Annotated in this window: 24 protein-coding genes and 1 tRNA gene; 18 read left to right on the top strand and 7 right to left on the bottom strand. The window is 56.4% G+C overall.

Features of this window, described 5'->3' with window-relative positions:
* The first annotated feature begins 1,732 nt into the window (after nucleotides 1–1,732).
* Nucleotides 1,733–2,803 (top strand): site-specific integrase, encoded by a 1,071-nt coding sequence (locus tag HZB23_16625; protein ID MBI5846282.1) that lies wholly within the window; start codon nucleotides 1,733–1,735, stop codon nucleotides 2,801–2,803.
* A gap of 81 nt (nucleotides 2,804–2,884) precedes the next feature.
* On the opposite strand, the gene HZB23_16620 is transcribed toward HZB23_16625, so the two are convergent.
* A tRNA-Leu gene (locus tag HZB23_16620) sits at nucleotides 2,885–2,972 on the bottom strand.
* A gap of 208 nt (nucleotides 2,973–3,180) precedes the next feature.
* A complete protein-coding gene (locus tag HZB23_16615; protein MBI5846281.1) occupies nucleotides 3,181–3,732 on the bottom strand; it encodes an OmpH family outer membrane protein in 552 nt (183 codons plus the stop codon).
* A gap of 336 nt (nucleotides 3,733–4,068) precedes the next feature.
* On the opposite strand from HZB23_16615, the gene HZB23_16610 reads away from it, so the two are divergent.
* Nucleotides 4,069–4,761 (top strand): hypothetical protein, encoded by a 693-nt coding sequence (locus HZB23_16610; GenBank protein MBI5846280.1) that lies wholly within the window; start codon nucleotides 4,069–4,071, stop codon nucleotides 4,759–4,761.
* Nucleotides 4,762–4,958: 197 nt separating this feature from the next.
* On the top strand, nucleotides 4,959–5,954 hold the full coding sequence (locus HZB23_16605) for a ketoacyl-ACP synthase III (protein ID MBI5846279.1): 996 nt from the start codon (nucleotides 4,959–4,961) through the stop codon (nucleotides 5,952–5,954).
* A gap of 85 nt (nucleotides 5,955–6,039) precedes the next feature.
* On the opposite strand, the gene HZB23_16600 is transcribed toward HZB23_16605, so the two are convergent.
* Nucleotides 6,040–6,405 (bottom strand): prepilin-type N-terminal cleavage/methylation domain-containing protein, encoded by a 366-nt coding sequence (locus HZB23_16600; protein MBI5846278.1) that lies wholly within the window; start codon nucleotides 6,403–6,405, stop codon nucleotides 6,040–6,042.
* Nucleotides 6,406–6,657: 252 nt separating this feature from the next.
* The gene (locus HZB23_16595; GenBank protein ID MBI5846277.1) at nucleotides 6,658–7,356 is read right to left on the bottom strand and encodes an MBL fold metallo-hydrolase; all 699 of its coding nucleotides are present in this window, start codon (nucleotides 7,354–7,356) and stop codon (nucleotides 6,658–6,660) included.
* A 307-nt stretch (nucleotides 7,357–7,663) separates the two neighbouring features.
* Here HZB23_16595 and HZB23_16590 point away from each other — a divergent pair, with 307 nt between their 5' ends.
* The 9 genes from HZB23_16590 to HZB23_16550 all read left to right on the top strand — a co-directional run bounded on the left by HZB23_16590 (nucleotide 7,664) and on the right by HZB23_16550 (nucleotide 13,450).
* A complete protein-coding gene (locus HZB23_16590) occupies nucleotides 7,664–7,966 on the top strand; it encodes a hypothetical protein (protein ID MBI5846276.1) in 303 nt (100 codons plus the stop codon).
* Nucleotides 7,967–8,221: 255 nt separating this feature from the next.
* The gene (locus HZB23_16585) at nucleotides 8,222–8,524 is read left to right on the top strand and encodes a CopG family transcriptional regulator (protein MBI5846275.1); all 303 of its coding nucleotides are present in this window, start codon (nucleotides 8,222–8,224) and stop codon (nucleotides 8,522–8,524) included.
* Nucleotides 8,521–9,438 carry a zinc ABC transporter substrate-binding protein gene (locus HZB23_16580; protein ID MBI5846274.1) on the top strand — a complete coding sequence of 306 codons (918 nt, stop codon included), beginning with the start codon at nucleotides 8,521–8,523 and terminating at the stop codon, nucleotides 9,436–9,438. The genes HZB23_16585 and HZB23_16580 overlap by 4 nt, the downstream gene beginning before the upstream one ends.
* Nucleotides 9,435–10,184 (top strand): metal ABC transporter ATP-binding protein, encoded by a 750-nt coding sequence (locus HZB23_16575; GenBank protein MBI5846273.1) that lies wholly within the window; start codon nucleotides 9,435–9,437, stop codon nucleotides 10,182–10,184. The genes HZB23_16580 and HZB23_16575 overlap by 4 nt, the downstream gene beginning before the upstream one ends.
* Complete coding sequence (locus tag HZB23_16570) at nucleotides 10,177–11,043, top strand: metal ABC transporter permease (GenBank protein ID MBI5846272.1); 867 nt, start codon at nucleotides 10,177–10,179, stop codon at nucleotides 11,041–11,043. Before HZB23_16575 ends, HZB23_16570 begins: the two co-directional genes overlap by 8 nt.
* 146 nt (nucleotides 11,044–11,189) lie before the next feature.
* The gene (locus HZB23_16565; GenBank protein ID MBI5846271.1) at nucleotides 11,190–11,534 is read left to right on the top strand and encodes an inorganic pyrophosphatase Ppa; all 345 of its coding nucleotides are present in this window, start codon (nucleotides 11,190–11,192) and stop codon (nucleotides 11,532–11,534) included.
* Between the two features lie 68 nt (nucleotides 11,535–11,602).
* Nucleotides 11,603–12,226 carry a DUF3786 domain-containing protein gene (locus HZB23_16560; protein ID MBI5846270.1) on the top strand — a complete coding sequence of 208 codons (624 nt, stop codon included), beginning with the start codon at nucleotides 11,603–11,605 and terminating at the stop codon, nucleotides 12,224–12,226.
* A gap of 13 nt (nucleotides 12,227–12,239) precedes the next feature.
* Nucleotides 12,240–12,986: a 2,3-diphosphoglycerate-dependent phosphoglycerate mutase gene (gene gpmA / locus HZB23_16555; protein ID MBI5846269.1), complete on the top strand. Its 747-nt coding sequence runs from the start codon at nucleotides 12,240–12,242 to the stop codon at nucleotides 12,984–12,986.
* A gap of 257 nt (nucleotides 12,987–13,243) precedes the next feature.
* Nucleotides 13,244–13,450 carry a hypothetical protein gene (locus HZB23_16550; GenBank protein ID MBI5846268.1) on the top strand — a complete coding sequence of 69 codons (207 nt, stop codon included), beginning with the start codon at nucleotides 13,244–13,246 and terminating at the stop codon, nucleotides 13,448–13,450.
* 228 nt (nucleotides 13,451–13,678) lie between these two features.
* Here HZB23_16550 and HZB23_16545 read toward each other — a convergent pair whose 3' ends face one another.
* The 3 genes from HZB23_16545 to HZB23_16535 are packed head-to-tail and all read right to left on the bottom strand — an operon-like array spanning nucleotide 13,679 to nucleotide 19,359.
* Complete coding sequence (locus HZB23_16545; GenBank protein MBI5846267.1) at nucleotides 13,679–16,681, bottom strand: CoB--CoM heterodisulfide reductase iron-sulfur subunit A family protein; 3,003 nt, start codon at nucleotides 16,679–16,681, stop codon at nucleotides 13,679–13,681.
* Nucleotides 16,674–17,600, bottom strand: coding sequence for a CoB--CoM heterodisulfide reductase iron-sulfur subunit B family protein (locus HZB23_16540; protein ID MBI5846266.1), 927 nt, complete (start codon nucleotides 17,598–17,600; stop codon nucleotides 16,674–16,676). Before HZB23_16540 ends, HZB23_16545 begins: the two co-directional genes overlap by 8 nt.
* 25 nt (nucleotides 17,601–17,625) lie before the next feature.
* Nucleotides 17,626–19,359 carry a 4Fe-4S dicluster domain-containing protein gene (locus HZB23_16535; protein ID MBI5846265.1) on the bottom strand — a complete coding sequence of 578 codons (1,734 nt, stop codon included), beginning with the start codon at nucleotides 19,357–19,359 and terminating at the stop codon, nucleotides 17,626–17,628.
* A gap of 396 nt (nucleotides 19,360–19,755) precedes the next feature.
* Here HZB23_16535 and HZB23_16530 point away from each other — a divergent pair, with 396 nt between their 5' ends.
* The 6 genes from HZB23_16530 to HZB23_16505 all read left to right on the top strand — a co-directional run bounded on the left by HZB23_16530 (nucleotide 19,756) and on the right by HZB23_16505 (nucleotide 25,380).
* Nucleotides 19,756–20,205 carry an Rrf2 family transcriptional regulator gene (locus HZB23_16530; GenBank protein MBI5846264.1) on the top strand — a complete coding sequence of 150 codons (450 nt, stop codon included), beginning with the start codon at nucleotides 19,756–19,758 and terminating at the stop codon, nucleotides 20,203–20,205.
* A gap of 235 nt (nucleotides 20,206–20,440) precedes the next feature.
* A complete protein-coding gene (locus HZB23_16525; protein MBI5846263.1) occupies nucleotides 20,441–22,036 on the top strand; it encodes a cytochrome C in 1,596 nt (531 codons plus the stop codon).
* A 31-nt stretch (nucleotides 22,037–22,067) separates the two neighbouring features.
* Nucleotides 22,068–23,189, top strand: a complete 1,122-nt coding sequence (locus tag HZB23_16520) for a 4Fe-4S dicluster domain-containing protein (GenBank protein MBI5846262.1) — start codon at nucleotides 22,068–22,070, stop codon at nucleotides 23,187–23,189.
* Nucleotides 23,190–23,268: 79 nt separating this feature from the next.
* Nucleotides 23,269–24,438, top strand: a complete 1,170-nt coding sequence (gene hybB, locus HZB23_16515) for a Ni/Fe-hydrogenase cytochrome b subunit (GenBank protein MBI5846261.1) — start codon at nucleotides 23,269–23,271, stop codon at nucleotides 24,436–24,438.
* 15 nt (nucleotides 24,439–24,453) lie between these two features.
* Nucleotides 24,454–24,618, top strand: a complete 165-nt coding sequence (locus HZB23_16510; protein MBI5846260.1) for a hypothetical protein — start codon at nucleotides 24,454–24,456, stop codon at nucleotides 24,616–24,618.
* An 84-nt stretch (nucleotides 24,619–24,702) separates the two neighbouring features.
* Nucleotides 24,703–25,380 carry a hypothetical protein gene (locus HZB23_16505; GenBank protein MBI5846259.1) on the top strand — a complete coding sequence of 226 codons (678 nt, stop codon included), beginning with the start codon at nucleotides 24,703–24,705 and terminating at the stop codon, nucleotides 25,378–25,380.
* The last annotated feature ends 44 nt before the right edge of the window (nucleotides 25,381–25,424 follow it).

Here is a 25,424-nt window from a genome sequence, read left to right as displayed (position 1 = left end):
TGGCGATCCAGCGCGCCTCGGCAAGATGGACCATGCCCATAAGGGATTGGGTCGCCGCCCTGAACTATTTTTCAATTGTCTTTGAAGGCAGGATGCCCGTTTGATGAAAAAACCAGTTACACAGTTTAGTTGACAGGCTCAACGTTAAGAGCCAGTTGCACAACCCGAAGAATCTTCTCGACATTGTTTACGGAAAGTTTTCGATTGAATCTTCTTTAAACCGACTAACGCTTACCATTAAGCCGCTACCTTTCTTAGGTTCATCTTTCGTTAACAATATACCTCTGCGTAGCCCAGACTCCTCATATTATGCATCTTATCTAACTGCATAAATAAGAGCCTGTACTAAGCAGAAACGTTAAACGACTACTGTCTGTCGTGTATATTGAATCTGATTGTAAGCTGGCTTAAACGCAACATAGCTCTCATACAGACTACGTTCTGCATACATAAACCATAGTACAAAAATTATCATACTATCAACGCAGACTACACACATTAACAAAACTTTTGATCTTAGTACTCTAATGAAGCTCCTTGCAGCGGGCTGCGGGGAGCTTAAAGCAAATCACAGTGTCCAAGGAGAACTGCAACGCAAGGAAGAGATGAGTGACGTTTGGAAAATCATTGATGACAATTCACGTAAAACAAGAAACTTAATATGGGCACACAACCACATATTCTCTTTAACAGTCTCCGGGAAATCTCTGCCTTTGATTGCATGGAGCATAAGCGTTGCAGATAGATTACACCGCAACAAGCATACTTCCTGCGCATATAACTATATGTCTGACTGAAGCCAGTTACAGAGTTACGAAGCGTAACCCCTTGATAAAGAAGGGCATTAAAAAGCTTGACATTGGTTTCAAATACGAGTATACTACAGGTAAATTTACAAGATTAATGATATTTTTTTCTAAGGTCATTTTTTGTACGTTAGAAACAGATTCTATAGCCACTGTGTCTTCGAGTCTTTTAAGCGATAACGTTGCACCTAAACTCTTGGCTGGGAATAGAAAGGAGGTGTTCCCATGAATGGATAGAAGGAAGCAGTACGCGGCGCATTGAATCCAGCAAGGTTCACAGGTTAATGGAATCACAAACCCACTCATTCTAAGGAGATGTCATATGGTCGAATAAGAGACAACGCCGCTATCAAGACTTGCTCTGGATGGGTTAGTCACGCTGTTAATTACGTAATGCGGATGATGATGAAGAATATGATGATGGCTGTAACAACAACGAAGACGATGATTTACTAAAACCGCATTATCTTCAAACAAATTAATGGTCCGCGATGGCATAAAAAGCCATTCGCGGATTACGCGTTTCTGGAACAGTAACATTTCCGACAAGGAGATATAGTATGAACAACGCTATCGTAAGAACGGCAAACGTGACACGCGTTAATGCGAGCAACACGAACGGGATCATCAAACGTAAAATCACGCCGCCTGAACTGATGACACTTAACGAAGTCGTTAAATTTTACGGTGTCTCTCTCTGGTTCTGGAGGACACAAGTGTGGCGAGGTAACATTTCGTTTATAAAGAAAAGTAGAACAATTTACCTTCACAAACCAGACATCCTTGCGTTTATAGAACGCAATAAAGAGAAACTTCCGACAATGTAAGTTCGTTGGCAACAGCGTATTGCAGAACAAAGACTATAGGGGAGTTCGGCATCGAAAAAGCCGGACTCCCCTGAAGTATTTTGGAAAGGAGGGGTTCCAATGTCACAAATATATAAGCGTGGCGACACATGGTGGATTGACTATTTTTTCAATGGAAGGCGAATCCGTGAAAGTTCAAAGAGCACGGTTAAGTCTGTAGCGAAGCAACTCCTTCATTTGCGCGAAGGAGAAATCGCTCAAGGTGTTATACCGAGTGTCTACTTTAAAAGAACCACCTTTGAAGACTTGGAGAAATTGATCTTGGAGGATTACAGGGATCAGGGTCGCAAGTCTTTGGACAGACTGAATTTCAGCCTAAACAAACTGCGCGAGTTCTTTTTGGGTTACATGGCTATAAACATCACAACCGGGAGGGTGACGAAATACAAGGAAAAGAGGCGTTCTGAAGGGGTAACGGACTCTACCATCAATCTTGAACTTGCAGCTTTAAAAAGGATGTTCAAGTTGGGGAGTATTTGCACTCCGCCCAAGGTGGCTCGTATCCCGCATATCCCTATGGGAAAAGCAGGAAAACCGCGTGAAGGCTTTTTTGAAGATGAAGATTTTTTGGCAGTGGTAAAGGCGTTGCCGATGCACCTGAAGTTCCTTGCGATTTTCGCTCACCGTTCAGGGTGGCGCAAGTTGCATGTAATGCGGTTGAAATGGGAACAGGTGGATTTTGAATTTGGAATTGTACACCCGGACCCGGAGCACTCGAAGATCAAAAAATGCGGATCGGCTCCGATGGACAGCATGTTGCGGAAAATCCTGACAATCCAAAAGCAACGATGGGAGAGAAGCGGAAAGCGTTGCGACTGGGTGTTCCCTAATGAGAACGGCACCGACCGCAACAAGGATTTCCGAAAGGCGTGGCAATCCGCATGTGAACGAGCGGGTATTGGTAAACGACATTTTCATGATCTTCGCAGGACAGCGGTGCGTGACATGGTGCGTTCGGGCATTGATCAAACGGTGGTGATGAAAATAAGTGGTCACCAGACCCGGAGCATCTTCGACCGGTACAACATTGTAAACAATGATGACTTAACGGACGCCGCAAGAAAGAGGGATGCCCACGAAAAAGAGCGGAAACGCAACAGGCAGAAGAGGGGGTTTAGAAGGAAATTTTGAAAAGTGTCACAAAAAGTGTCACAATCGCCCCCAACCAACAAAAAGGGGTTACGGATGCTTTCCGTAACCCCTTGATTTAATTGGTGCCGGAGGTCGGAATCGAACCGACATGGGCGCAAGGCCCACTGGATTTTGAGTCCAGCGCGTCTACCTGTTTCACCACTCCGGCTACTGGTGGGCAACCTTTTAAAAAAACACGCCGACTTTGTCAACCAAATTAAGGGCGCTTCAAGGTTTTGGGGCCTTGGAAGAAACACAGGAAAGCGATTCTTTACAGTTGCCACAAACCTTGTTCAACACGGTTTCCCCTTCACATTTCCGAAAATCATTCAACCTTTTTTCTGAAAAGGATCAGGCAAAGACGGCGGGCTGAAGGCTCAGGGTTTGGTGGCGGCTGTCTGGGCTTCCAGGCGCTTTAAAACTTCGGAACTTATATCAGCCGAAGGATGCACGTATCCAAGTATGCCCGGGTCCTTGATCAACAGCAGAAAGCCGCGTTCCTGGGCCACTTTTTGCATAATGGGGTCTATCTTTTCCAGTATGGCCTTCATTATTGCAACGTCTTTCCGCTTCATTTCACTGTCGGCGGCCTGGAATTCCTTCTGATACAGGGCCACAGCCTTGTCGTATTCCCCGTATTTGGCTTTTAAATCAGATTCATTTAACAAATGCCCCCGTGTTTCTATGAATGTTTTGAGCTTTTTGACCTCATCCAGAAGCTTTTTGACCTCCGCCTCCCGCTGGGCAAGCTCTTTCTGAAACTGCGCTCCGGCGGCCTTCCCTATTGTGGATTCTCCTATCACCCGTTCGAGATGAATGTATCCCACGCAGCAGTTATCCGCCAAAACGGCCTTGGGCGAAAAAACAAGGATGGCCAAAAACGCGGCCAAAACCGGCAACTTCCGGTAAATCCTGGAGACTTCCGGCATGGTTCAACCTTTCGGGTCTGTTAATAGGGCCTTTGATATTGAAAACAAATCAAGTCCTTTAGATATCGTCGCTTTTGTATGGATCAGGTTTCAAGGATGGCCCTCTTGCAGTGAATCGTGAAACCGTGCAATGTAATGGGGCGCTCCGGCCCTCATGGCCGTGCTGAACGATTTTGGGGAACCGGCGCTTGAATTCCAGGCCGGACGAAAACCGGGCTCATTAATAAACCATTTTCGCCCCATGCTTCAATCATAATCGGCATCATGATATTTCGGGTGCCAGGGTTTAATTCCATTTTCGTTTGAATTTTCCCGCAGAAAACCTTGGAGCCGTTAATGGAAAAAGGACGGATATGGCGACCGGATCTATGCCCTGACGACCTGGCGGTCGACGAGGCGGCGCTTCTTTTTCGCCTGGGCTATCCCGACGCGAAATGCGTTTCGGATCAGGTACGACGGGTATTGGACCAGATCGGAGAGCCGCTCCGAAGATCGTGCAGGCCCAAGGCCGTGGCGAGGTTTTTGGAACTTGTCGAAATTGAAAGCCCAAAACGCGGCTTTTCCGTCCCCGGAGGCTTCGTTTTTTCCACGCGCCTTGTTTCGGGGGCGCTTTTTCCGGCAAAGCTATGGGCCGCCTTCGCCCTTACCATAGGAGAGCCGACGCTTGATCTGCCCGGCGAAAAGGGCGGCGATCTGTTGCGGGATTATTGCGCGGACGCAGTCGCCTCGGTGCTGGCCGAGGGTCTGGCCCAGAAGGTGCATGAAAGGCTTTCCGCGCTTATGGAGGAATCGGGACTGGTTTCGGGCTTTCGGTACAGCCCCGGCTACTGCGACTGGCCAGTTACAGACAACAGGGAGCTTCTCGCCCTTGCCGACGCAGAAAGCATAGGCATCACCCTCACGCCGGGCGGCATGATGAGCCCACGCAAATCAATTTCGGCCATCGTGGCCTTTGGCGAGCCGGATTCAACAATCCGGGAGCCCGCCTGCCGCAGATGCGAAAAAAGGTGCCCGCACTTCAGAAAGTAGGGCGGAAGCGGCGATTAGCTAACCCCGCCCCCTGCGAATCCTTTTCTTTGTTTCAAATGCGTCGTCCCCGCATTTCCAAAGGCTTTCGTTGACATTGCCGCCGCGATTTTCTAATCAGTTGATTCGCCCCGAAAACCAGGGGCAAACCTCCGTCCGGGTATGGCCGCCTCAAAGTCCCAAAAACAAGGAGTTTTTCGATGATCCGAAGCCGTATCAAGGGGATAGGCAGTTACGTACCGCCAAAGTCCGTCACCAACGACGACCTTGCGAAAATCATGACCACCAGCCATGAATGGATTCACACCAGAAGCGGCATCGAGGCGAGGCGTTTTGCCGAAGAGGGCGTAAGCTGCTCCGACCTTGCGCTCTTAGCCGTCAAAAACGCACTGGAAGACGCTCACATAACCGAGCAGGACGTGGATTTCATCATTTTCGCCACTCTCTCGCCGGACCATCATTTTCCGGGCTCCGCCTGCTACCTCCAGGCCAAGATGGGCATTCCGGGCGTTCCCTGCCTGGACGTCCGAAACCAGTGTTCGGGCTTCATCTATTCGCTGGCTGTGGCCGACGCCTTTGTGAGGACCGGCGCGTACAGGAACATACTTGTGGTGGGGGCCGAGGTCCACTCAAGCGCACTCAACTTCACCGATGAAGGGCGCGACGTGGCGGTTCTTTTCGGCGACGGGGCCGGGGCCGTCATCGTTTCGCCCAGCGAAGACGCGGACAGGGGGATTCTTTACACCGAACTGCACGCGGACGGACGCCACGCAAAGGCCCTTTACCTGGACATCTGGGACATATCCAAGAAGCCCTACATCACCGAGGAGACTGCGAAGTCCAGGCAGATATGGCCCCAGATGGACGGCAAGACCGTTTTCAAGCACGCTGTGACAAGGCTTCCTGAGGTGATCGAAAGTACGCTGGAAAAAACCGGGGTAAAGGCCGAAGATATCAAGTACGTTATTCCGCACCAGGCCAACCTTCGTATAAACCAGTTCGCCGCCGCCAAGCTGAAATGGCCGGAGGAAAAATTTCTTCACAACATCGAGCGCTACGGCAACACAACCGCCGCGTCCATCCCGCTTCTTCTGGATGAGACTGTGAGGGCGGGCATGGTGGAGCCGGGGGATATTTTGCTGCTTGCGGCTTTCGGCGCGGGCTTCACATGGGGAACGGCGCTGATCAGGTGGTGAGGATTTTCCAAGGGGCGCAGCCTTCCTGAAAACGCCGATACTGCAAATCAGCGTTTTCAGGCGGGTTGCCGCCGGTTGCGCAGCGTCAATGCGTTATGGTGCCGTCGGAGGAGATGGAGTAGGTGGTGTCCCCGTTAGCGTGGGTGGTGCTGATGGAAAGGGCTGTTTCGTTGCCGTCATTCACGGTGAGGATCACGTTGGCGGTCTGCGTGTAGCCTGCCGATTTCAGCAAGGACAGGGTGACCGGGGTCCCGACGTGGGCGGAATAATGGCTCTGGGCCGATATGAAGCCGTTTTTAAGATCGGTGAGCGCCGCCGTGTTGTAGCCCCTTATCCGGTATCGCAACACCATTGGAATCGCTATCGCCGCCAGGATCGCGATTATGGCGATGACTATCATGAGTTCCACCAGGGTGAAGCCTTTTTGTCTTTTGCGCGTGAGGGCGATCATGGGAATCTCCGGTTTTCCGCCATTTTTCCCGACGGCGGGAAATGATGCTGGTTTTTGTTCGGAAAAGTGAGTCGAAATCAATAATATCTATTAAAATAGCAAATTGTGTGCCAGATAATCACCTATCTGTGAAATGTTTCATATCCCAATGGAATCATTAATAATCTGCCGGAGCCATTGCCTGACTTATCACAGCTTTTTCCGGGTGCAGCCGTGATTTTTTCGGGGCTACGGTGATTTTCACCGCTTGGCCTAAAGGCAGACGGACTCGCCGTATTTCAGGATTTTGATTTTTGTGGCGGGTGCGAATATTTTTGCAGCCGTGATAAAGGCTGCGGGAGAGGTGGGATCCGCCTCCCAGAGTATGGGAATTGCCGTGCGAGGGCGCAATACGGCGCACAGGCCAGCGGCCTCCTGGGCCGACATCAGGGTTTTGGGGCGGGATGAAGACGAAAAGGCAGGGCCGCCAACAGGCAGAAAGGCCAGGTCAATTTTGGGAAAACTTTTGGGAACGGCTCCCAAAAGAGGCTCGAAAAGGGTTTCCCCGGCGAAAAAAACCGTAAATCCGAACGCCTCGATAATGGCGCTGAACCTTCCGTCGGCAGGGGCCGCAGGGGTTGCGGTGAGCCTGATTGGGCCAAGGCCGACGGATTCGCCCGCTGCGAGTTCATGGCAGGTGGAAAAACCGGCAAGCTCCGCCTGCCAGACAAAGCCCCTGGGCACCACCACCGGAGCTTCCAGGACCGTTTTTGACCACGGGGCGGAAAGGTCGGCTTGTCCGGGTTCAAAGGCGGTTATCACCAAGCCGGTCAGTCGGGAAAGCCGGTCGATAAGGCTGTCATCGGTTTTTGATTTTTCCTTGAAACGCGGATTGGTCAAAAGGCGGACCGAGCCGCCGAACTCAAGGATCACCGAGGCGCCTTCAAGGAAGGTTGCGCAAAGTCGATTCATGGCCGGTTCGATTCCGCCGTTTGGTCCTCTTGGGTTATTTCGGTTTCGTCCATAGGGCGCGGGTTACGATTCATCTTGTATCCGCCCCTACTGTAACGTATGTTGATTCCGGGTTGCAAGCCGGGCTTTTTGCCGGATAGGGCTATTAAGCGGAGCATGGTTCTTTTCCTTTTTCAAGGAAAGCCCGATGCGGGAAGAAGAGCCAAATCTTCCTCATCCACAATTTTTCCGTAAAGCGGAGAATGGAAACAAATTGCGCTCCCGATAATATTAGTTTTTTTAAACGGCTACAGGAAGAAGGCGACGGATGAGCAAAAGAAAGTCAAAGGGGCAGGGCCAAAAAACCGCGCCCCAGAGCAAGGCTCCTCAAAAACAGGCTTCACCCAAAAAGGCCTTACCGAAAAAGGCGGCCCCAAAAAAAGCGCAGGGCAAAAAAGGCGGCCCCAAAAAAGCGTTCAATCTTTCGTTGGCGATAGGAACGGCTTTCGGGGGCGCTTTCGTGGCCTTGGGCCTTTACGGGGTGATCGCCCAGGGAAAGCCCGGAGGCCTATATATAAGCCTTCTGGGGCTTCTGGTTTTCGGGGCCATTGTCTGGAGCTACAGGAGCTGACCCGGATCATCTCTGCCGCCGCAATGCTCTTGCGCGTTTAGACTTTACCCTGCCGAGGCTGATCTTTGCCCCGTCGGCCCTGATTTTGCTTGCAAGCCGGACTCAAGGCTCCTCTGGCTTGTGTTCATCCCCCCTGGTCCGTGAAGGCTGCCTGTGCCTTCCCGGACCATTTTGCGTTTAAGGGCTGATGGAAAAGGTTGACAGGGATTAGCGATACTGGTAATACAAAATATTACCAACTCACAAGGATGGGTCATGAGCCGAAAACCGGTAACGCTCACATTCAAGGTCGATCCGGCTCTCGCCGAAATCCTCGACAAGGTTCCGAACAAAAGCGAGTTCGTGCGAAGGGCCGTTCTTTCAGCCCTTGAAAACACCTGCCCCCTTTGCAGCGGAACCGGGATTCTGACCCCCCGCCAGAGGGATCACTGGGCTACGCTTGCCCGCACCCATTTCATGGCCAAGTGCGGTGACTGCCAGGAATACCACCTTGTCTGCCATGCGGGGGACTCTCCAGATCATTCGCATGGCATGGACCTGGAAAGCCATCTGAAATGAAAACCGTTCGCTTTTTCTACATTATCGTCATAATGTGCCTGATCCTTTCAGCGGCATCCGCCGTTGCAGGACCAAGGCCCCTCAAGGTGCTCTGCTCCACCTATCCCATGTATGTTTTCACAAGCTCGGTGGCCAAAGGCTCGGCTGGGGTGTCGGTTGACCTCATGTTGCCGTCGGCCCTTGGCTGCCCCCACGATTACGTACTGACTCCAAAGGACATGCGAAAACTGGCAGAGGCCGACGTCCTGGTGATAAACGGCCTGGGCATGGAGGAGTTTTTGGATGCGTCGCTGAAAAAGGCCAAGCCCAAGCTCAAAATCATCGACACATCTGCGGGGCAGAAGGGTATTCTAAGGTTGATGGGCGATGACGGACAAGGCCATCATCACGGAGGGTTCAACCCGCACCTTTTTTCATCCCCAAAACGCGCGGCGCAGATGGTGAAGGCCCTTGGGGAGTCCCTGGCCGCGCTGGACGGGAAAAACTCCTCCCTTTACCGAAAAAACGCGGCCTTCTGGCACGGGCGGCTGTCCGGCCTTGCGGCCTCTTACGCCAGGGCGGCGGCGGCCTTTCCCAACCGAAGAATCGTCACACAGCACGCGGTTTTCGACTATCTGGCTGAGGACTGCGGCCTTGCAATAGTGGCAGTTGTGGAGGATGAGCCCGGACAGGAGCCCTCGGCCTCGGACATGCTGGAAATCGTGAAGGCCATCAGGGCCAAAAAGGCGGCGGCACTCTTTACCGAACCCCAGTATCCTGCAAAGGTCGGCGAGACCATAGCCAGGGAGGCCGGAATACCGGTGGCGGCGCTCGATCCGGTGGCCAACGGCCCGGACGGGGCAGATATTTCCCATTACGAGGCCGCGATGCAAAAAAACCTCGGAATTTTAAAATCCGTCCTGGGGAAAAAATGAATTCCCCCCGGTCTGAAAACTCTGCGGTATCCTTCGAGGACGTCACCGTATCCTTCGGGGGCGTGGTCATCCTGGGCCGCGTTACCGCAAGCGTGCCCAAGGGAAGCATTACAGCCCTCATCGGTCCCAACGGCGCGGGCAAGACCATGCTTTTGATGGCCCTTTTGGGTCAGGTGGCCTATGAGGGAAAAATAAGGGTGGATGCGGCCCGCCTTGGCTACGTGCCCCAGAGGCTCGACTTCGACCGGGGGCTTCCCGTGACTGTGCTGGATTTTCTGGTCATGGACCGCCAGCGAAGGCCGCTTTTTTTCGGGATAGGCGCAAGGCACAGGGCGCGGGCCATGGAAGCCCTGGATTACGTCAAGGCGGCGCATCTCGCCCTAAAAAGGCTTGGGTCGCTTTCAGGCGGCGAGCTTCAGAGGGTGCTCCTGGCCCTGGCCCTTTCCCAGGAGCCCCAGATACTTATTATGGACGAGCCCGCAGCCGGGGTGGACGTGGCGGGGGAGGGCCTCCTGTGTGAGATTTTCGCCAGGCTTCATAAAGACAGCCCGGTGACCCAGATAATCGTCACCCACGACCTTTCGATGGTTTCGGCCCACGCCACGGACGTCATCTGCCTGAAAAAAACCGTGAAGGCCGCAGGGCCCATCTCCGTTCTCACCGACGAAATTCTCGCCGCCACCTTCGGCCTTCATACGTCCCAGCCGGGAAAGTGCGTGGCGGAGACGTGGTGCAGCCATGCCTGACCTTGCGCCCCTGTATTCCTTTCTGGCGGCCGTTTTTCCCTTTTCCTGCATGGAGGCCCGCTTCATGCAGCAGGCAATGGCGGGGCTTTTGCTTCTTTCCCCCCTGTGCGCGGCAATGGGGGTTTCCATAGTCAATTTCCGCATGGCCTTCTTTTCGGACGCCATTTCACATTCGGCCTTTACTGGCGTGGCCCTGGGCCTCTTGCTGGGCGTTTCGGCCCAGGCCTCCATGATGGGTTTCGGAGTTCTCATCGGCCTTCTCATCGTATCGGTGGGGCGGCGCTCTTCCCTTTCCAAGGACACGGTGATAGGCGTATTCTTCTCCGGGGTGATAGCCTTCGGGCTCGCGGTGGTGAGCCGGGACAGGCAGGCGGCCCGCGACGTCACCCGCTTTCTGTACGGCGACATCCTCACCACCTCGGACGCCCAGATATGGTGCCTCTTTCTCCTGTTCGCGGTCCTGATGGCTTTTGTTGCCCTCGGATACAACCGGATGCTTCTGATGGGAATAAACCAGAGCGTTGCCCAGGCCCACCGGGTGCGGGTGAAGCTCTACCAGTACCTTTTCGCAGGGCTTGTATCTGTAGTGGTGATATTTGCCGTATGGGCGGTGGGGGTCTTCCTGGTTACCGCCCTTCTCATCGTGCCCGCCGCAACCGGACGGAACCTTGCCCGGTCCGCCGGGGGAATGTTCTGGTGGGCCGTGGGCGTTTCCCTGATATCCGCAGTAACGGGCCTGATAATTTCCGCCCAGCCCTGGGCAGAGACCGCCACCGGGGCCACGGTGGTGCTGGCCTCCTGTCTGTTTTTCCTTATAAGCCTCCTTCCGGGCGCTTTTTCCGGCAAAACCCCAAGATGACGGGTTTCCGGCCAGCTCCATTATAGTCCGAACTGCGCCCGCTCCTCGACCTATCCGGCTTCCATCCATCCTCCGTGTTTGCATGAGACCCGGTGCGTGTGGTATGAAAAAGCAAAACCGGCGACCTGAAAACGGAGGACCGTGCCATGACCCTTTCGTTTTTTCTGGAAAAGGTGGAGCGCTTCGACCTTGTTCCCTACGAAAACAAGCAGCGCCTAAAAAAGACCCACGTGCCCTTCTCCGGAACCCCGAAAAAGCACCCCACCGATGACGCCCGGATGGTGCTTCTGCCCGATCCGCTTTCATCGGTGGTCACCTACTACGAGTTCGCCGCGTCCGACGTGGAATACGTGGAGCGGCTTCCCAACGTGGTGGCTCTTTCCGGCGAAAACTGCGTGATGGTGAGGCTGTGGGTGAAAAAGGGCTGCGTGGCCCTTCGCTCCACATGCTTCGTGGTTGCCGAAACCCCCGGTTTCGACTTCACCGGTTAAGGCGCGGGCGCGACATCCACCGACACTATCGACTCACCTTGCCGCATCGATTGAACGAAAGCCGGAACATGGCCGAAACAAGCTATCGCAGGATAATTCTCCACAACATCGACCGCCTCTACATGAGGTTGCCGGGCGACCTGGACGAGAAGCTCGCAGCCAGGCGTTTCGGGGACGACTTCCACTTCGACGCCTTCGGCGAGCGCTGCCGCATCCACCCGGACGGCATAAGCCTTGGCGGACTTGAGGAGGACGGCCCTCGCGGGGTGGTGGTCTCCCTCTACGCCCTTCACGCGGCCTGCGAGCCCTGCCGCCACGACCCGCCGGTGTCCTTCCGGGACCTGCCGGGAAGCGCGCCCTACGTGGGGGCATTCAAGAACCGCACCGAAAACGTGCTTATGCCCTTTGTGGAGGACATAAGCGAAGCGCGGGACCGCCTCATGGCCGGGCTTTGCGGGGAGCCCGCGCCGGAGGGGATATTGAACACGGCGGATTTTTCGCTCCGGCTCCACCCCCTGCCCAAGGTGGGCCTGACCTATCTTTTCTACATGCCGGATGAGGACTTTCCGCCCTCCGTCACCTGCCTTTACTCGAAAAACGCGCATTGCTTCATGCCCACGGACGCCCTGGCGGACGTCGGCGAATACACTTCCAGGAGAATATTGGAGCTTTTGGGAATTCTAATTGAATGAACCGGAGGAAAAAATGTACAAGGTAGTTCTTCTGCGGCACGGAGAAAGCTCCTGGAACCGCGAAAACAGGTTTACCGGCTGGACCGACGTGCCGCTTACAGACAAGGGCGTGGAGGAGGCCAAAAGCGCCGGGCGCATTCTGAAGGAGGAGGGCTACGTCTTTGACGAGGCCCACACCTCGGTACTGAAACGCGCCATAAAGACCCTGTGGCTCGCCCTGGAGGAGATGGATTTGATGTACGTTCCCATCTCTCACTCCTGGCGGCTCAACGAGCGCCACTACGGCGCGCTCCAGGGTCTCAACAAGGCCGAAACCGCCGAGCGCCACGGCGAGGAGCAGGTGCTTCTGTGGCGGCGCTCCTACGACGTGCCGCCGCCCCCCCTGGAAACCGCCGACGCCCGGCATCCCTCCCATGACCCGCGCTACAAGGGCCTGAACCCCTCGGACATCCCGGCCTCCGAATGCCTCAAGGACACGGTGGCCCGCTTCCTTCCGTACTGGCACCAGGTGGTGGTCCCCCGTATCAAGCTCGGAAAGCGCGTGATACTCACCGCCCACGGCAACAGTTTGAGAGCCTTGGTAAAGTACCTGGACAACATCTCGGACGAGGAAATCTTAAAACTAAACATCCCCACCGGCGTTCCCCTTGTCTACGAGCTGGACAGGGACTTGAAGCCCATAAGCTCCCGCTACCTGGGCGACCCGGAGGCGGTGGCCAAGGCGGCGCAGGACGTAGCGAACCAAGCCAAGAAAAAATGAAAGAACCAGAACAAGCGTGAACTGCTGTGTCGCGCATTGCGGCGCGGTCCGCCACGTACATTTAGTACGCTTGCTCCCGCGCCGCTCGCGCTCCTTGCATTTCATCGCTTGTGCTGGTTCTTTCGGGTCGGAGTCCTGGAAACACAGGAAAAAAAACCATACTCATCGCTTGTGACCGGCCTGGTTGTTCCGGGTGTCATGTGAAAAATGTGCGCTAAAAAGTCTCGTCTCGTTGTGAACCCTGTCGGAGGTGCGAAATGCCGGATGCGGGAGTGATGCTCTGGGGGGTTCTGTTCGGGGCCATAGGCGTCGGGTATTTCATGTACGGCAAAAAGCAGGGCAGGCTGATTCCGCTCGTTACTGGCATCGCCCTTTGCGTCTACCCCTATTTTTTCGAGAGCCCGGTCCTTATCGTGATTATCGGCGTCGTTCTTACCGCAGTTCCGTATTTCTTCCGATACTGAGAAGGCGATTGCAAAACCTTATATACGGTGTGATTCCTGGCTGACAGGCTTTCCCCGCCCAATTTTCCCCGCAGGGCTTCTGCCGACTTAAAAGGCCGATCACAAGCGATGAAATGCAAGGAAGACAAGCGGCGCGGGAAGGAATAGTACTTTTCGTACATTCCGCCCCGCGCCGCGAAGTCTGACACAGCAGTTCGCGCTTGTGGACGGCCTTTTTGGACGGCCTTATTACAGGGCTTCGATTTGTGCGAATACTTGGGGCGCATCAAAGCCCTTGAGGGATATGGCCCCCGAACGGCAGGATGCCGTGCACAGGCCGCAGCCCTTGCAAAGGGTGGCCTCGATGAAGGCCTTGCCGGTTTTTGGGTCAAAGCGGGGCGCGCCGTAGGGGCATATCGAGACGCAGACCCCGCAGGACGAGCAGTGGGACGGGTTTACGGCGGCCACGGTTCCGGCCACCGCCATCTGGCGGGTTGACAGCAGGGTCACGGCCCTGGCCGCCGCCGCCTGGGCCTGGCTAACGGATTCATCCAGGCTCTTGGGCGCGTGGGCCAGGCCGCACACGAAAACGCCGTCGGTTGCGAAATCCACGGGCCTCAGTTTCACGTGGGCCTCGGCAAAGAATCCGTCCGCGTTCTGGGACACCTTGTAAAATGGGCCTAAGGGCGAGTCCTTTTCCGGGACCATCGCCGTAGCCAGGACCACCATGTCAGCAGTTATTTTCAGAGGCCGCTTGAGGACCCTGTCCGTGAATCTCACAACCCCGTCGGCATCGACATCGGGCGGCTTTTCCGCGTCGTATCTCAAAAACAGCACGCCTTTTTCGCGGGCTTGGCGGTAAAGCTCCTCCCGGAGGCCGTATGGGCGCATATCCCTGAAAAGTATGGTGATTTTGATATCCGGGTTGACTTCGAGAAGCGAAAGCGCGTTTCTGATGCTCTGGGTGCAGCAGACCTTGGAGCAATAGGGCCGCTCCGGGATGCGGGAGCCCACGCACTGAATGAAGACGGCCTGCTTTATGTTCCTGGCCGATTCCGGCTCGTTGGTGAGCTTCTGCGAAAGCGAAAGCCCTGTTAGGACGCGCCGGTTTTCGCCGTAACCGAAACCTTGGGGGACAAGCTCGGTCGCGCCCGATGCGAAGATGGTGACCCCGTGCTCAAGCATGCGGCTTTCGCCAGCCGCGTTAACCGTGGTTTTGAAATTGCCCACGAAGCCTTCCACCGCCGTGACCGTGGCGTTTAAAAGCACCTCGATTTTAGGGTCGTTGCTGATTTTTACGATGAGCCGGGCAAGGTAGTCCTGGACGTCCTCGCCCTTCCAGGTGCGATGGAGCTTTTTGGCGTTACCGCCAAGCCTGTCGGCCTTCTCCACCAGAAAGGTCTTGTAGCCCTGGGCCGAGAGATTCCGGGCCGCCTCCATGCCCGCCACGCCGCCGCCGATCACCAGGGCCTTGGGATCGATGGAAAGAACCGGCTCTGTGAGGGGGGCCAAAAGGGCGGCCTTGGCCACCGCCATGCGCACCAGGTCCCAGGCCTTTTCCGTTGCCTTTTCGGGCTCGTCCTTGTGGACCCACGAGCAGTGGTTCCTTATGTTGGCCATCTCGAAAAGGTACTTGTTGAGGCCCGCGTTGGTGAGGGTTTCCTGGAACAGAGGCTCGTGGGTCTTGGGGGTGCAGGCCGCCACCACCACCCGGTTCAAGCCGTGTTCCGCAACCAGCTTCGCCATCTTGTCCTGGGTGTCCTGGGAGCAGGAAAAGAGGTTCTCCGCCGCAAAGGCCACGCCGGGCAGGGTTTTTGTCCGTTCCAGAAGTTTCGGGATGTCCACCACCCCCGCTATGTTGGTTCCGCAGCGGCAGAGGAAAACTCCGATCCTTGTGGTTTCGCCGCGTATGTCCCTTTCGGAGGGGATTTCCCTGGCGCGCGTGAGCTCGTTCCGGTGTTCGGCCAGAAGGGCCCCGGCCTGGGCCGCTGCCGCTGAGGAATCGATCACCGAGGAAGGAATGTCCTTGGGGCCCGCCGAGGCCCCGCAGACGAAGATTCCTGGACGCTCAGTGTCAACCGGGGTGAAGCTGCCGGTGGGTATGAATCCGTAGCGGTCGAGGCCCACTCCGAGCCTTCGGGCCAGCTCCCGGCCCTCTTCGGTGGAGCCCAAGCCCACCGAAAGCACCACGATGTCGAAGCCCTCCGTGGCGAGCTGCCCGTCCTCGTTCATCCAGGCGATTTTCTGCAGGCCGGTTTCCGGGTCTGACTCGATTCCGGTGACGCGGGCCTTGATGAATCTTACTCCCGCCTCGTCCCTTGCCCGGTTGTAGAAGCGCTCGAAGTCCTTTCCGAAGGTGCGCATGTCCATGTAGAAGATGGCGGCGTCCAGGCCTTTGGCGTGCTCCTTGGCCAGCATGGCCTCCTTTACTGCGTAGGTGCAGCACACCGATGAGCAGTAGCCGCGCCCGATGTGCTCGTCCCGCGAACCCACGCACTGGAGCCAGGCGATCTTCTTCGGCTCTTTGTGGTCGGAGGGCCGCACCAGATGCCCGCCGTAGGGGCCGGAGGCCGAAAGTATGCGCTCGAATTCGAGGCTTGTGACTATGTTTGGATTATTCGAGTAGCCGTAGGTGTCGTGGGAGGCAGGGTTGTAGGTGTCGCCTCCCTGGGCCATGATTATCGCGCCCACTGAGATTTCGAGGAATTCTTTCGTGTCTGCGTAATTGATGGCACCCGCCGGGCATTTTTTTTCGCACAGCCCGCACTTGCCCTTGGTGAGCTTCAGGCAATACCGGTCGTCTATGGCGTATTTCAGGGGCACTGCCTGGGCATACTTCACGTACACCGCCTTGCGCTTCACAAGGCCGCCCTCGTACTCGTTATCAACCTTGGCGGGGCATTTTTCGGTGCACGCACCGCAGGCTATGCACTTGTCCACGTCAACGTAGCGCGGGTGCCTGGTGATTTTAACCCTGAAGTTTCCGGCTTCCCCGGTTACGCCGGTTAGCTCGGAAAGGGTCAGAAGCTCGATATTTATGTGCCGGCCGACCTCGACCAGTTTTGGGGAGAGAATTCACATGGCGCAGTCGTTGGTGGGAAAGGTCTTGTCAAGCTGGCTCATCATGCCGCCTATGCCCGCCGTGCGCTCCACCAGGTGGACGAAATAACCGGAGTTGGCCAGATCAAGCGCGGCCTGCATCCCGGATATTCCGCCGCCCACCACCATCACGCTTCCAACCGTGTCAGACATTTGTTTCTCCCGCGTCAATTATGTCCGTGTCGGACTTATTTTTGACTTTAACCCCGGTCCGGCCCGCGTCCTTGTCCGAAGCCCCGGCAACTTCGCGCGATCTTTCGGAAAAAAGCCCCGTGTCATCCTGGACTATACCCATGGCAAGGCCCAAAAGCCGGAGATAGGGCAGGGGGGGCAGGGCGTCTCCCTCCAATTGGCCCCCAAAGGTCTCAAACTGAATCTGGCACCAGGGGCAGGCGGTGACCAGGACTTCGGCCCCGGCCTTTTTCGCGCTTATTAGCTTATCTGCCATAATCTTCACGGAAAGCGCGTCGTCGCTGCCCGTTAAAGGAGCGCCGCAGCATTCGAGCTTTTTGGGATAGTCGAGGCTCGTGGCGTCCAGGGCCGAGATCAGGTTGTCCAGAATTTTGGGGTGGAGGGGATCGTCGAACTCGGTGACGCGGCTCGGCCTGAGGGAATGGCAGCCGGTGTGAGAGGCCGCCGCAATTCCGGTCAGGGGCCGGGTCACCTTTTCCTTGATGGCGTCGATTCCAATTTCATCATGAAGCATCCTGAAAACGTTGACTATCCTGCACGAGCCGGTGTAGCGGAGGCCCTGGGAGGCCAGAATTTCGTTGACCCTTGCGGCAAGACCGGGATCGGCGGCAAGGGCCGCCGCCGCGTTTTTGAAGGAGCCGTAACAGCACTGGCACAGGACCAGCAAGTCGCGGCCCGCCTTTTCGGCCACGGCCATGTTGGAGGCCGCCGAAACCAGCCAAGCCAGCCGGTCCGCCGGGCGCACGGGGTAGCCGCAGCAGGCGAAGCGGCGGCTTTCCGAATATAGAACCCCAAGGGCGGAAAGCACGGCGCGGGCTTCTTTTTCATATCCCGGAAGCCTTGCCGGGATGTTGCATCCCCAAAACAGTGCGTAAGCCATGTGCGCTCCCACCTAAAAACAGTTCTTACGGCTTTGAGGCAAAAGCCCTGGCCGCTTGTTCCTTTAACCTGTAAATCACGTCGGTGACGGCAACGTTCTGTGGGCAGTGCTCCTGGCACTGGTAACAGGTGAGGCACTCGCGCACCATGTGGCACCCCGCCGCCGCAACCGAGGCCCCCATGCCCACCGCCGCCATTATCTGGTGGGGAGCCAGTCCCAGGGACTTTTCGGGCTCATCAAAGCTTTTCACCACCGGGCAGACATTGGTGCAGTTGGTGCAGCCGAAGCATCCCCTGAATGTCGGGTCGATGTCGGCGGTATCCGCGTTTAAAATCACAACGAGTTCCGCGTTTTTGTCCGCAAGGGTGGAAAATGAGGCTTCCAGGGCCTTCCTGGCGGTTTCGACGGGGCCTTCATATTCGGCGGGGGAAAGCTTTTCCCTGTTGAGACCCCGAAGGAAGGAAAAGGGCGTCCACACGAGGGGTTCGGGAGGCCCGGCCAGAAGAATCCCCTGCCTTGCCGAAACCCAGATGTCCCTGAGCTCCAGGCCCGACGGGCACACCACGGTGCAGCGGTCGCAGTTGGTGCAGAGCATTATCCCCTGGCTGACCGCGCAAAGCTCGCTGGCCGTGGGTTTCTTTCCCCTGGCCAGCCTTTTCAGGGCTCCGACCTTTTCCGAGGGCAGGATGAAGGGGTTTCCGGTCACGTGATGGGCCATCATGGCGGAGCACCTTAAGCTGCAGGTTCCGCAGTGGGTGCAGGCCGACAGGGCCACAAGCCGGCGGGTCATAAGGTTTTCGGGCCGGGAAAGCGGGGTAACGGTGTTTTTCAGCACCAGGGCCAAAGGGGTGGAAAACACGTGGAACATCTTGGTGAAGGGAAGAATGGCGAGCCCCAGAAGGCAGGCCAGGACGTGGCCCCAGTACAGAATATTGACGGAAGAGGCGCTGTTGAAAAGGCCCGCCGCCGGTGCCATGATTTTGGCCAGGGCGAAGCTCGCCGGGGCGTTGCCGTTTTTCACGTGGCAGGAAACGCAGGATTCGTTGACGGCTTCGCCGCTTGTCAGAAGGTCCTGGTCGAAGGGGGCCTTGAAAACGGGTGAAACAAGGCCGTAATTTGCAGCCCAGTATGCCTCCAGGGCGTTCAAGTCGTCGGGGGTGCCTTCGGGGTCGAGCCCGGCGTAATCGAGGCTCATGGAGAGAAATACGTCATGGGAGGTCATCTTGACGGAGCAGAGGGCGAATCCGCTTAGAATTATGAGGCCCACGATGAAAATGGCGTAAACGTCGCCGAGGTTGGTTTTAATCCTCATCTTCCGCCGGGCTAACCTTCGGGCCACGGCCATTCCAAGGCCCAAAAGTACAAGGATTCCGGCGGCGTCCCGTAAAAACAGGAAGGGATTCAGGTAGGCGAAATTTTCATCGAACAAAGGAGCGGTTACGAATTTTCCCAGGGCGTGGAAAATGAGAAGAAAGACGAAGCCCGCGAAAATGGACATGTGCATTATGAAGCGGTAGATGCTCTGCCTGAGGATGGGCCACTGGAAAAGGGCGTCCCGGAAAAACACCCCGATCACCGCGAATATTTTTAAGGAAAAAACGGTTCCAAGAGTTCCGGCCAGGGCGGCTTTGAAGCGGCCTTTGAAGGGGGACGCGCCGTTTTCCGGGCCGATCACCCGGATGAACCAGCCGGAGCACCGGGCGGCAAGGGCCAGGGCGAAAACGGCCAGGCTTATGTAAACCGCAAGAGAAAGGCTCATTATTCGTGCTTCCCCCCGATTTAAGGCACCGGAATCGCCGGTAACAAAATACTCAGGATTTCGCATCATTCTTATATGGGAAGCCCATAATTGTCAAGAAAGGCGGCTTATTGTCCCGATCCGGCCCATAGCGACGGGGCTATGAATTTAAAAGGCCTGCGAAGCAAAAAAAGATTGACAAGGTTCCTTTTCCTGACCTATGGAGTCGGGAAAATATCTGACAAGATCGGTCAGGTTTGAACCGGCAGGGGAAAATGCAGGGTTTCCCGGAAAACTTCGATGCGGAAAGCTGGAGTTCGCCTGTTCGACAGGGCCGGTCTGAAGCCCCAAAAGGCTCAAAAAAGTTTTTTTGCTCTTTTGAACCCAAGGAGCCGGTTTTAACGCGGGAATCAGGGCATGCTCATCACCCAGAAAAAACAGTACGCCCTTCGCGCAATCTTCGAGCTTGCCAAGCACCACGGCAAGGGGCCCATCAAGGTGTCGGACATAGCCCGCACCCAGGCCATACCCCTGCGTTTTCTGGAAGTCATCTTGAATCAGCTCAAGAAAAGTGGCTTCGTGGACTCCAAACGCGGCTACCAGGGCGGGTACGAGCTTTCCAGGAAACCCAACGACGTGGCGGTGGGCGACGTGATCCGCTTCATGGAAAAACGAGGCGACAAGGCCCACGACTGCATAGCCTGCGTTTCCAGGGACAACTGCCCCTTTGGCGGCGAATGCGCTCTTTCGCCCATGTGGGAAAAGGTGTGGGAGTCCCTTTTTTGCGTTTACGACGGAACCACCATGCAGGACCTTTTGGATATCGAACGGGAAAAACAGCAGCAGAGCTTGAAGGCCATGGTGTGAGAACTTATCGCGCGCAGAAATGCGCTCTCTTGCGCCGGTTACTTAATCTTGCTGATTCAGTTATTGACGGGAGTGCAATTTATTTCGATTTTTCGTTTTTCCGAAAATGGCGGGGAAGGAAGACTGGGGTATTTCTTCCCTTTGCCGGATTTCTTAAAGACGGAAAAGAACCATGCTCCGCTTAATAACCAAAAATCTGAGTCGCACGGATAGATCAATGCGAAAAGGAACAGACATGGCAAACGGACGAAAACGGCTCATCTTGACAGGCGCCGTGGTGGCTTTCGCCGTGGCGGCGGTTGTCTACGGGCTGGCAGGGCCGGTTTTTTCCGGCGTATCCGGCTCTTTGGGGAACAGGAGGCCCGACGTCGTAAGGATAGACGTTATGAAGGCTTACGGGGCCCTCAAAAGGCCGGTCCCGGTTTTTTTGCACGACGCGCACACGGCGGCCGTTTCCAAAATGGGCAGGGACTGCACCGCCTGTCACCTTCAGATTCCGGGCGTAAAGGGGCTTTCCAACAAGTTTGCCCGTCTGGAGGACAAGGGGAAAAAGCAGGTGATGGGCGTTTATCACGACAAGTGCATCGCCTGCCATAAGGAGACCGCCCGCAAGGGATCCAAATCCGGCCCGGTGACCTGCGGAAAATGCCACGATGACCGGCCAGCCGCCACACTCGCGCGGCTTTCCATGAATTTTACGCGGCCCCTGCATTTCGCCCACACCCAGAAAATGCAGAACAAGTGCGAGCTCTGTCACCACGTTTACGACGCCAAGGCCAATAAGCTCGTCTACGCCAAGGGCAAGGAAGGCTCCTGCGCTTACTGCCACGACGGAAAGGGCGTGGACAAAACACGCGCTTACTCCGGGGACAACGTAAGGGCCTATTCCGAGGCCGCCCATGCTTCCTGCATCCGTTGTCATCAGGAAAAGGCGAAATCCGGCGTCAAGGCCGGCCCGGTGAACTGCGCGGGCTGCCACGGCGAAAAGGAGCGGAAGGCCATGAAGCTGCCTGCCGATCCCCCGCGTTATACGAGGAGCCAGCCCGACGCGGCCCTTCTTGCGGCGGCCCAGGCCCCAGGCGACACCAGCCGCGCCCGCATGGACCCGGTGGCCTTTTTGCACAAGGAGCACGAGGCCGCCAACGAGTCCTGCAAGGCCTGCCATCACGCGGACCTTTCGGCCTGCGTCAAGTGCCACACCGTTCCGGGCTCAAAGGACGGCAAGTTCGTGAACCTGGAAGCGGCCATGCATGATCCGGCCTCCAAAAAGACCTGCATCGGCTGCCACAACGACAGGCAGAAAGCCAAAAGCTGCGTGGGCTGCCATGCGCGTCTTCCCAAATCGCCGGGCAAGGATTCGGGCTGCGCAACCTGCCACAAGGAGGCCCCGGCCACCTACGCGTCCCCCGCCGAAAGGGCCGTTGCGGCCCGCAAAATGGCCGAGGCCAGAAAGCGTTTCACCGGAACCTACGTTGACGCAGACGTCCCGGAAAAGGTGACCATAAAGACCATGTCCGCCCAGTACGGCCCCTCGGAAATGCCTCACAGGGCAATGGTGAGGGCGCTTGAAAAGGGCATGAAGGCGAGCCGCCTTTCAACGGCCTTCCATGTGGGCGAAGGCTCCCTTTGCCAGGGCTGCCACCACCAGAGCCCGCAGTCCAAGACTCCTCCCAAGTGTTCGAGCTGCCACGCGAACATTCCCGGCGAGGATAAGGACGGAAAACCCGGGCTCGTGGCGGCCTATCACGGCCAGTGCCTTGGATGCCACAAGGATATGGGCGTGAAGGATGCCGTGGGTTGCACCGACTGTCATCGTGAAGTGAAAAAATAATCCGTTTCTGATCGAGGTGAACATAATGGCGATTTCCCGAAGGAAGTTTCTGGGGTGGATGACGGCGGCGGGCACTGCCGCCGCCGCGTCGGCCCTTCCGGCGCACGCCGCTTCCAACCGGCATTTTGCGGGGCACGAGGGCAGCTTTGCGGTTCTGCACGACTCTGTGAGATGCGTGGGGTGCAGAAACTGTGAGGCGGCCTGTAACAAGGTGAACGAACTTCCGTCGCCTGAAAAGCCTTTCAAGGACCTTGCGGTTTTAAACGATAAGCGCCGCACCACCAACGACGCCTTCACCGTGGTGAACAGGTACGACGAGGCAGGAGCCCCGGGGCATCCGGTTTTCCGCAAGAGCCAGTGCAACCACTGCCTGGAGCCAGCCTGCGCCTCGGCCTGCTTCGTCAAGGCCTTCACGAAAACGCCGGAAGGCCCGGTGATCTACAACGAGAAGGTCTGCGTGGGCTGCCGCTACTGTATGGTGGCCTGCCCCTTCGAGGTGCCCACCTACGAATACGACAAGGCTTTTACGCCCAAGGTCGTGAAATGCACCATGTGTTATCCGCGCATAATGGAGGGAAAACTTCCAGGCTGCGTGGAGGCCTGCCCTGCGGGGGCGCTGGTTTACGGCAAGCGGGAGGACCTTCTTGCAACGGCAAGGGAAAGAATAGCCAAGCATCCCGACAAGTACGAAGACCACATTTACGGCGAGAACGAGATGGGCGGCACAAGCTGGCTCTACCTGTCTCCCGCGCCTTTCAAGGAACTCGGACTTCGTGAGGATCTGGGCATCACACCCGCCCCGGCCCTCACCGCCGGAGCCCTTGGGTCCGTTCCAATAGTGGTCGGCCTCTGGCCGGTTCTGCTTACCGGCATCTACGCCATTACCAAGCGCAAGGAAAAGATTGCCCGGGAGGAGCAGAAGGAGGCGGTGGCGCAAGCGGTTGAAAAGGTGAACGCCAAGGCCGAGGCCAGGCTCAAGAAGGCCGCCGAGGACGCCAAGCGCGATCAGGGCAAGGCCGTGGAAAACGCCGTGAAAAAGGCCCTGGCCGACGCAGAAAAGGCCCGCAAGGAAAAGGCCGAAAAGGAAGCTGCGGAAAAAGCGGCGGCGGAAGCCCCGGCAGGGGCGGCGGACGAAGGCGCGGCGGAGGAATAAGCGGCCCTTAAATCTTTTCTGGCCTGATTTTTTTTGGAACATCAATCGGTTCAAATTTTACCGATCAAGGAGCTGTCACATGGCCGAACAAACCATCGGGGCCAAAAAATCGCTGGTGACGCCGGGAAACGTGGTGGCCGGGATAATCGTCGTCCTGGGCCTTTACGTGACTTTTCGTCGCTTCACAAGCGGGCTTGGCGCCGTAACCAATCTCGACGACCATTACCCCTGGGGGCTTTGGATCGGCTTCGACCTTCTGGCCGGAGTCTGTCTTGCTGCGGGGGGATTCGTCACATCGGCGGCTGTCTACATCTTCGGCATGAAGCGCTATCACAGCGCGGTGCGTCCCGCCATCCTCACCGGCTTTCTGGGCTACGCCCTGGTGGTTTTGGCCCTTCACTACGACGTGGGCCGCCCCTGGCGTCTTCCTTACCCCTTCATCATGAGCCAGGGCACCACCTCCCTTCTATTCGAGGTGGGCGCTTGCGTTGCTGCCTACCTCACGGTTCTTCTCATCGAGTTCTCGCCTGCGGCCATGGAGTGGATCGGCCTCAGGCGGGCCAGGAGCCTAGTGGTGAAGCTCACCATGGGCCTCACCATCCTGGGCGTGGTGCTTTCCACCCTGCACCAGTCGAGCCTTGGGGCGCTTTTCCTCATCGCGCCCTCCAAGCTCCATCCCCTGTGGTACTCGTCTTACATCCCTATTTATTTTTTCGTGTCCGCCATTATCGCGGGCCTTTCCATGGTGATCTTCGAAAGCGCGCTTTCGGCGAAATATTTCGAGGAAAAATTCGACCACGCCCACAAGGCGGAAAAAGACGGCGTGACCCTTGGCTTTGGCAAGGCCGCCAGTTTCGTTCTTGCAGGGTACTTTTGCATCAAGACCATAGGCGTTGCCGCCGACAATAACTGGCATTATCTTGCATCAGGCTACGGCGCGTGGTTCCTGGTGGAGATGCTGGGCTTCGTGGCGCTTCCCTCATTTATGTATGCAATCGGCGTGCGTGAAAAGAACCTGAAGCTCATCCGTTTCACAGCCGGTTGGACCGTTTTCGGGCTGGTTTTGAACCGCCTGAACATCTGCCTCATCGCCTTCAACTATCATCTGCCCTGGGCTGAGCGCTACATACCCAACTGGCAGGAGATAGTCATTTCGGTTTTCGTGGTCACGGTGGGAATTCTGGTTTTCCGGTTCATAGTGACCCGTATGCCAATTTTCTTCTCTCATCCGGGTTACCCGGAGCATTGATAGGGAGCAAAAATCATGGACGAATACGTTACCCTGCATGAATTCATGCTCCACACCAAAGGGGTCCTCTACATATTGGTCGTGACCATCCTGGCCGGATACGTCGGGTTCTGGGCCTTCCTTACCGAGCGCGACGAGGAAGACGAGTATGAGCCGCAGGAAGAGCATGAGAAACACTGAAACCGCCTGATGCGTGGCGGATTTCGGGATGCTTCGGGATACGGGATTTACGGCAAGCATAAAGCCGTTTAGGAGAAAATCACAATGTATGATTTTGTCACAGGGCCTTTAGCTTGGCTTAGCTTTCTGGTCTTTTCCGTGGGCTGCGCAGTGCGGGCCGTCCTTTATATAAGGGGCCTGGACTGGAAGCTGGACCGCGTGGCCTACATGCCGCATTTGAAATACGGCATAAGGGGGGCGGTGCGCTCCATAGTCTTCTGGCTCATTCCGTTCAAGGCCCACGGCTGGCGGCAGAAGCCCTTCATGACCCTCTTGTTTTTCACCTTTCACGCCGGGCTTCTGATAACCCCGATATTCCTTCTTGGCCACAACGTGCTTATGGCCGAGCGCTGGGGCTTCTCGCTTCCGGCCCTGCCGGAGGGCGTGGCGGACGTCTTCACCATTGCGGTCATGACGGCCGCAGGCTTTCTGGTTCTGCGCCGCATAGGCCTCGCAGAGGTTCGCATCCTCACCACCTGGTACGACTACCTGGTTCTCGCCATCGCGGTTGCGCCCTTCGTCACCGGATTTGTGGCCACCCATCACCTGGGCGACTACGACACCTGGCTGATCGCCCACATACTTTCAGGCGAAATAATGCTTGTGGCCATTCCCTTCACCAAACTGTCCCACTTCGTGCTTTTCTTCATGAGCAGGGCGCAAATCGGCATGGATTACGGGATCAAGCGGGGGGGTATGAAGTCAAAAGGCTTATCCTGGTAACGGCTGTCGAAAACCGCGAACTGCTGTGTCAGGCATCACCAAAA

It is taken from the genome of Deltaproteobacteria bacterium (assembly GCA_016235345.1).
In the GTDB taxonomy this organism is placed as follows: domain Bacteria; phylum Desulfobacterota; class Desulfobacteria; order Desulfobacterales; family Desulfatibacillaceae; genus JACRLG01.
Note: the sequence above shows the minus strand (reverse complement) of the source record. Positions and strands in the feature narration are given on the sequence as shown.

Bases quoted from the DNA above. Each gene is read 5' to 3' on its own strand.
- HZB23_16615 (MBI5846281.1), bottom strand. From the start codon at position 3,732: ATGCCGGAAGTCTCCAGGATTTACCGGAAGTTGCCGGTTTTGGCCGCG.
- HZB23_16565 (MBI5846271.1), top strand. From the start codon at position 11,190: ATGACCCTTTCGTTTTTTCTGGAAAAGGTGGAGCGCTTCGACCTTGTT.
- HZB23_16610 (MBI5846280.1), top strand. From the start codon at position 4,069: ATGGAAAAAGGACGGATATGGCGACCGGATCTATGCCCTGACGACCTG.
- HZB23_16625 (MBI5846282.1), top strand. From the start codon at position 1,733: ATGTCACAAATATATAAGCGTGGCGACACATGGTGGATTGACTATTTT.
- HZB23_16585 (MBI5846275.1), top strand. From the start codon at position 8,222: ATGAGCCGAAAACCGGTAACGCTCACATTCAAGGTCGATCCGGCTCTC.
- HZB23_16560 (MBI5846270.1), top strand. From the start codon at position 11,603: ATGGCCGAAACAAGCTATCGCAGGATAATTCTCCACAACATCGACCGC.
- HZB23_16530 (MBI5846264.1), top strand. From the start codon at position 19,756: ATGCTCATCACCCAGAAAAAACAGTACGCCCTTCGCGCAATCTTCGAG.
- HZB23_16505 (MBI5846259.1), top strand. From the start codon at position 24,703: ATGTATGATTTTGTCACAGGGCCTTTAGCTTGGCTTAGCTTTCTGGTC.
- HZB23_16590 (MBI5846276.1), top strand. From the start codon at position 7,664: ATGAGCAAAAGAAAGTCAAAGGGGCAGGGCCAAAAAACCGCGCCCCAG.
- hybB (MBI5846261.1), top strand. From the start codon at position 23,269: ATGGCCGAACAAACCATCGGGGCCAAAAAATCGCTGGTGACGCCGGGA.
- HZB23_16570 (MBI5846272.1), top strand. From the start codon at position 10,177: ATGCCTGACCTTGCGCCCCTGTATTCCTTTCTGGCGGCCGTTTTTCCC.
- HZB23_16550 (MBI5846268.1), top strand. From the start codon at position 13,244: ATGCCGGATGCGGGAGTGATGCTCTGGGGGGTTCTGTTCGGGGCCATA.
- HZB23_16600 (MBI5846278.1), bottom strand. From the start codon at position 6,405: ATGATCGCCCTCACGCGCAAAAGACAAAAAGGCTTCACCCTGGTGGAA.
- HZB23_16605 (MBI5846279.1), top strand. From the start codon at position 4,959: ATGATCCGAAGCCGTATCAAGGGGATAGGCAGTTACGTACCGCCAAAG.
- HZB23_16525 (MBI5846263.1), top strand. From the start codon at position 20,441: ATGGCAAACGGACGAAAACGGCTCATCTTGACAGGCGCCGTGGTGGCT.
- HZB23_16510 (MBI5846260.1), top strand. From the start codon at position 24,454: ATGGACGAATACGTTACCCTGCATGAATTCATGCTCCACACCAAAGGG.
- HZB23_16575 (MBI5846273.1), top strand. From the start codon at position 9,435: ATGAATTCCCCCCGGTCTGAAAACTCTGCGGTATCCTTCGAGGACGTC.
- HZB23_16540 (MBI5846266.1), bottom strand. From the start codon at position 17,600: ATGGCTTACGCACTGTTTTGGGGATGCAACATCCCGGCAAGGCTTCCG.
- HZB23_16580 (MBI5846274.1), top strand. From the start codon at position 8,521: ATGAAAACCGTTCGCTTTTTCTACATTATCGTCATAATGTGCCTGATC.
- HZB23_16535 (MBI5846265.1), bottom strand. From the start codon at position 19,359: ATGAGCCTTTCTCTTGCGGTTTACATAAGCCTGGCCGTTTTCGCCCTG.
- HZB23_16595 (MBI5846277.1), bottom strand. From the start codon at position 7,356: ATGAATCGACTTTGCGCAACCTTCCTTGAAGGCGCCTCGGTGATCCTT.
- gpmA (MBI5846269.1), top strand. From the start codon at position 12,240: ATGTACAAGGTAGTTCTTCTGCGGCACGGAGAAAGCTCCTGGAACCGC.